At 73.7% G+C, this 4,898-nt stretch carries 1 protein-coding gene; it reads left to right on the forward strand.

Going from position 1 to position 4,898, the window contains the following annotated elements; genetic code table 11:
- The first annotated feature begins 261 nt into the window (after positions 1-261).
- Complete coding sequence (locus tag MKK67_RS21405; protein WP_409568427.1) at positions 262-4,551, forward strand: translocation/assembly module TamB domain-containing protein; 4,290 nt, start codon at positions 262-264, stop codon at positions 4,549-4,551.
- Positions 4,552-4,898 lie beyond the last annotated feature (347 nt).

The following is a 4,898-nucleotide window of genomic DNA, read 5'->3' on the forward strand; positions in this document are numbered from 1 at the left end:
GGCCGTCCGGCCTCCAGGTATGTCAGCCTGGGGCAGACGTGTGCACTTGCGGACGGTTTCGGGCGACCGCTACGACCCCGACGCTCGTCCGCCCCCCGCGGAGCGGGAGGGTCGCCCCGGCCCCAGCAAGGGCCGGGAGGGGGGCCGCGCGGCGCCGCAGCTTGTGGCTGCCGACGCGTTTTCTACGGATGCGGTGTTCCCGTGACGGGACGCCTCCCGGGGGTCTCCCTCCCCCGCAGAGGGGGGAGGGAAGTCGCGCTCATCGTGGCCTGCCTCGCGCTTCTCGTCACCCTCCTGATCCCCACCACCATCCCGACCCACGCCGACGACGCGGAAAAATCCGTGCTCGGCGGGCTCTTGTCCCGGGCGCTCTCGACGCCGTCGTCGCGGGTGGCGATCGGCGCGGTGGATGGCGCGCTCTCTTCCGATGCCACCATCCGCGACGTGGCGGTGAGCGACCGCGACGGCGTGTGGCTGAAGATGGACCGGGCCCGGATCATCTGGCGGCGCCTGGCGCTGCTGTCCGGCCGTCTGGAGGTGGACAGCCTGGAGATCGGACGGATCGAGGTCTTGCGCCGGCCGATCCCGGGCCCGACCCCGCCGGAGGCCAAGCCCGACGGCAAGCTGCTGCCCGACCTGCCCGTGAAGGTCGAGATCAAGGGGTTCAAGCTGGCGGAGCTGGTGCTGGGCGAGCCGGTCGCCGGCCAGCCGGCCCGGCTCTCGGCCGAGGGCAAGGCCCGGCTCGGGGCGGCGAGCGAGGGACTCGACCTGCAGGCCAGGGCCCAGCGCCTCGACGCCGCCGGGCGCTTCCTGCTCTCCCTCGTCTACGTGCCGCAAGGCGACAAACTGGAGCTGACGGCCAACCTCGTCGAGCCGGCGGGCGGCCTGCTGTCGAAGGCGGCCAACGTCCCCGGCACGCCGCCGATCGATTTCGAGCTGGCCGGCACCGGCACGCTCGATGCCTGGAACGCCCATCTCGATTTCGCCGCCGGCCCGGATATCGGCGCCAAGGGCGGGGCCAAGATCTCCCGGATCGGCGCCGAGCGCCGGCTGGCGCTCGACCTCGCCGCGCGGATCGAAGGCCTCGTGCCGGGTCCGGCCGCGTCGGTCTTCGCCGGCACGACCAAGCTCGACGGCGGCTTCGCCTTCGCGGATAGCGGCGCCTTCCGGATCGACCGACTGGAGCTGACCTCGCGCACCGCGCGACTCGCCGCCGGCGGCACCCTGAGCAAGGACCGGGTCGCCGACCTGACCCTCCAGGCCCGGGCTCTGCCCACCGAGGGCGCGGTGACCAAGGCCGGCGAGGCCGAGATCGAAAAACTGGTCTTCGACGGCAACGTGAAGGGGCCGATCACCGCGCCGACCGTGCGGGGCACTCTCGACGCGGGAGGCCTGCGCAGCCGCGATTCCGCCCTGGAGCGGGTCGAGGCGCGCCTCGGGGTCGAGCCCCAGGGCGACCCCTCCGCCCAGCGTTTCGTGATCACGGCGGACGGCAAGGTCGAGGGCCTGCGCCTGGCCGATCCGGCCCTGCGCCGCGCCCTCGGCAGCCGCGCGCAATTGACCCTGCGGGCCGCCTCCGGACCGGACGGGGTGATCGACGTCTCCAGCCTCCGGGTCGAGTCCGACACAGCCAAGGCGAGCTATGCCGGCCGGGTCGGCCAAAACACGCTGACCGGCACGCTGGACGCCGCGCTGCCGGATCTTTCCGTGTTCTCCGGCCTCGCCGGGCGCGGGCTCGCCGGCAGCCTCGACGCCAAGGCCCGGCTCAGCGGCGATCCGGCCCGGAAAGCACTGGCGGCCGACCTCACCGTCACCAGCGCCAGGCTCGCCACCGGGATCGCGGCGGCCGACCGGGTGCTCGGCCGCGCGCCGACGCTTCAGGGCCGGGTGTCGCAATCGTATGACGGCTACGGCTTCGACCATCTGCGCCTGGAGGGCGCCGGCCTGACCGCGACCCTGCAGGGCGAGGCGACCTCGGCGACGGCCGATGTCACGGGCCGCATCGACCTCAAGAGCCTGTCCGATCTCGACGGCCGCCTGACCGGCCGCGCCGGCATCGACGCGCGCATGACCGGCTCCCTGGAACATCCGCAACTCACGGCGACCGTCTCGGCGCCCGCCGCGACCGCAGACGGGAAACCGATCCGCGACCTACGCGCGGAGGCGATCCTGACCGACGCGCTGCTGGCGCCGGACGGGACCCTGAAACTCTCCGGCGAGGTCGCCGGCAAGGCCCTGCGCGGCGGCGCCCACGTGGCGAAGGCCGGACCCGACTGGGTGCTCGACCGGCTCGACCTCAACCTCGGCTCGGTAGCCGTCGCGGGCAACGCCGTGGTGGCGGCAGAGACCTGGCTGTCGGCCGGAACGCTGTCCGTGAAGGCGGCCAATCTCGCCGACATTTCTCCGCTCGCCCCCGAACCCATGGCCGGGCAGCTCGACGCCACGGTGACCCTCGCCCGCGACGGCGGCCGCCAGGACGCCGCGATCCGGGCCACCGGCGCCGCCCTGCGCTACGGCGACTACGCGCTCAACCGCCTCGACGCCGACCTGAAGGGCCGCAACCTGCGCGCTCATCCGGTCCTCGACGGGCGCCTCGACGCCGACCGGCTGCTGGCCGCCGGCCAACAGATCGATACGGTCCGGCTCGCCGCGCTCGGTAGCCCGACGGGCAGCGACGTGACGCTGTCCGCCAAGGCGCGCGGCTTCACCCTCGACGGGGCGGTCCGGCTGGTGCCGGCCGACGACACGCGCATCGACATCCAGCGTTTCTCCGCCGCCCGCGGCGGCGACCGTTTCGCTCTCACCGGACCGGCCAGCATCACCCTGCGCGACGGCGGCGCGGTGATCGACGGGCTGTCGATCGCGGCCGGCTCAGGCCGGGTCGCGGTCTCGGGCCGGGCCGGCCAGGATCTCGACCTGAAGGTGGCGATCCGGGCGCTGCCCCTGTCGCTCGCCCGGATCGCCGTCCCGGACCTCGCCCTCTCGGGCACGCTGGACGGCGACGCCGACCTGCACGGACCGGCCGCGAGCCCGGAGGGCCATTACGCGCTCACGGTCTCCAAGCTCGTCGCGCCGCAGACCCGCCAAGCCGGCCTGCCGCCGGTGGATGCCAGCGCCAAGGGAACCCTGTCGGACGGGCAGGCCAGCCTCGACGGTCGGGTCACGGCCGGGAAGGGCGTCGCCCTGACGGTGGCGGGCGCGCTGCCCGTAGAGCCCGGGGGCCCGCTGAACCTGCGCGCCCGCGGCACCCTTGATGCGTCGCTGGCTAACACGCTGCTGAGTGTCGGCGGCCAGAGCGTCACCGGGCGGATCGCCATCGACGGCGGCGTCACCGGCACCCTGGCGGCGCCCCGGGCGCAGGGCTCGGCGGTACTGACCGGCGGCAGCTTCACCGACCCGCTCAACGGCATCCGCCTCACCGACATCGACGGCCGCGTGACCGGCCGGGGCGACAGCCTCGTGGTCGAGCGCCTGACCGCCTCGGCCCGCAACGGCGGCCGCCTTTCGGTCACCGGGCGCGTCGCCCTGGAGCCGGATTTCCCCGGCCAGTTCCACGTCACCGCCGACAAGGCGGAGCTGGTCTCCAGCCCGCTGATGACCGCGGTGTCGAGCGTCGATCTCAACCTGGCCGGCCCGCTGGCCCGGACGCCGCGCATCACCGGCCGGGTCGATATCGTGTCGATCGACGTGGCCGTGCCCGATCGGTTGCCCGCCACGGTCAGGCCGCTGCCGGGCGTGCGCCACGTCAACACGCCGCCCGAGGCCCGAGCCCGCCTGGCGCAACGGGCCGACCGGAAGGCGGCGACTGCGCCCGGGAAAAGATCCAAAAAACCCGCCGTCCCGTTCGACGCGACCCTGGACGTGCGGATCGACGCGCCGAGCCGGATCTTCGTGCGCGGACGCGGCATCGATGCCGAGCTCGGCGGGTCGCTCCGGGTCACCGGCACCTCTCGGGCACCGAACGCGGTGGGCGGGTTCGGCCTGCGGCGCGGGGTGTTCCAGCTCGTCGGGCAGCGCCTCGATTTCAGCCGCGGCAACCTGACCTTCGCGGGCAGCCTGGCCACGCCGGAACTGGACTTCGCCGCCGAGACCAAGGCCGGCGACGTCACTGCCCGGGTGGCGGTGAGCGGCTACGCGGACGCGCCGCAATTCAGCCTGACCTCGGATCCGGTGCTGCCCCAGGACGAGATCCTGTCGCGCCTGCTGTTCAAGAAGGCGGCCGGTGGGTTGTCGCCGTTCCAGGCCCTTCAGCTCGCCCAGGCCGTGGCGCAGCTCTCGGGCGGGGCCGCCGGCCCGGACGTGTTCGAGCAGGCCCGCAAGGGGCTTGGGCTCGACAGCCTTGACGTCTCCACGGGCGCCAGCGGCGGCCCGGCGCTCGGTGCCTCGCGCTACATCTCGGACCGGGTCAGCGTGGGCGTGAAGGCCGGCGCCAAGCCGGCCGACACGGCGGTGGGCGTGGATTTCGACGTCACCCGGCGGATCAAGCTGAAGGGCGAGGCGGGGAGCGACGGCCGGACCAGCCTGGGCGTCGGGGCGGAGTACGAGTGGTAGGGGGCTTTTCGGCTCGCCCTCTGGGATCTGACTGTCGAGACCCGACACACGCGCTCCCTCCCCCCTCTGCGGGGGAGGGTGGCCCCTGCGTCAGCAGGGGTCGGGAGAGGGGAGCCCGGCGTCCGAAAGAGGCAGAACGGACATGACGGTCACAACGCCATCCTGAGCTGTCGCGCTGCCCCTCTCCCGACCCCCTCCGGGGGCCACCCTCCCCCGCAGAGGGGAGGGGGATGCGCACAGACCGGTTCGACCAATGATCGGGGCGCACTCCGCCACGCCAACGCGCAATTCCACCTTCAAAACTCGCGCCGGCTCAAAGAGCTCGGCCGAAGATCCGTTGGCCCGCC

This window comes from Methylobacterium sp. J-072, assembly GCF_022829425.1.
In the GTDB taxonomy this organism is placed as follows: domain Bacteria; phylum Pseudomonadota; class Alphaproteobacteria; order Rhizobiales; family Beijerinckiaceae; genus Methylobacterium.